This is a genomic window from Methylocella tundrae (genome assembly GCF_901905185.1).
GTDB lineage: Bacteria > Pseudomonadota > Alphaproteobacteria > Rhizobiales > Beijerinckiaceae > Methylocapsa > Methylocapsa tundrae.
Genome location: NZ_CABFMQ020000141.1, coordinates 1 through 481, shown reverse-complemented (window position 1 = coordinate 481; position 481 = coordinate 1). Strand labels below are relative to the sequence as shown.

2 protein-coding genes are annotated in these 481 nt (G+C 46.2%); both read right to left on the bottom strand.

What is annotated here, in order from left to right; genetic code table 11:
* On the bottom strand, window positions 1-218 hold a 218-nt coding region (locus tag MPC4_RS21835), incomplete at its 3' end, for a hypothetical protein (RefSeq protein WP_174513937.1).
* Window positions 219-233: 15 nt separating this feature from the next.
* Window positions 234-481: hypothetical protein (locus MPC4_RS21025; RefSeq protein ID WP_210253691.1), on the bottom strand; the 248-nt coding region annotated here is incomplete at its 5' end.

The window sequence follows — 481 nt, the reverse complement described above, 5'->3', positions numbered from 1 at the left end:
AAGTAAGGTAGCATACAGAGCATATAGATATTGTTCTCCTTACAGAGCTCTTCAAACTCAAGAGAGTAGTAGCTCTTGTGACTGTTAAGGATAAGTAGGCGACGCGCTCCTACTGTACAAGCCTTTATATAAGCATTAAAGTGCTTTAGCCAGTCTACTCCTAGCTCGTTGTTTGTCCAGCCGTTGTTGCTGACTCTAAATGCCCAGTTGCGTAGGATCTCTGCCTCCTCATACTAGGCAGAGAGGTAGTACTTGCCGGCAAAGATCAGGAACAGTAGGACTGACCAGCCAGCAGCGTTGATAGCTGCTATCACCGTTACCCACTCCTGGTCCCCAGGCTGAATAGACTTTGGCCTGCCTCTCCTCTCTGATCCTGTAACGACTAGCTGCGTTGTAATCTTGCCTATTATAAAGCCAGCCTCGTTAAAGTTATAGACGTCTTTGTCGCAGATACTGTACTTTGTCTTTGTCTCTTCTACTA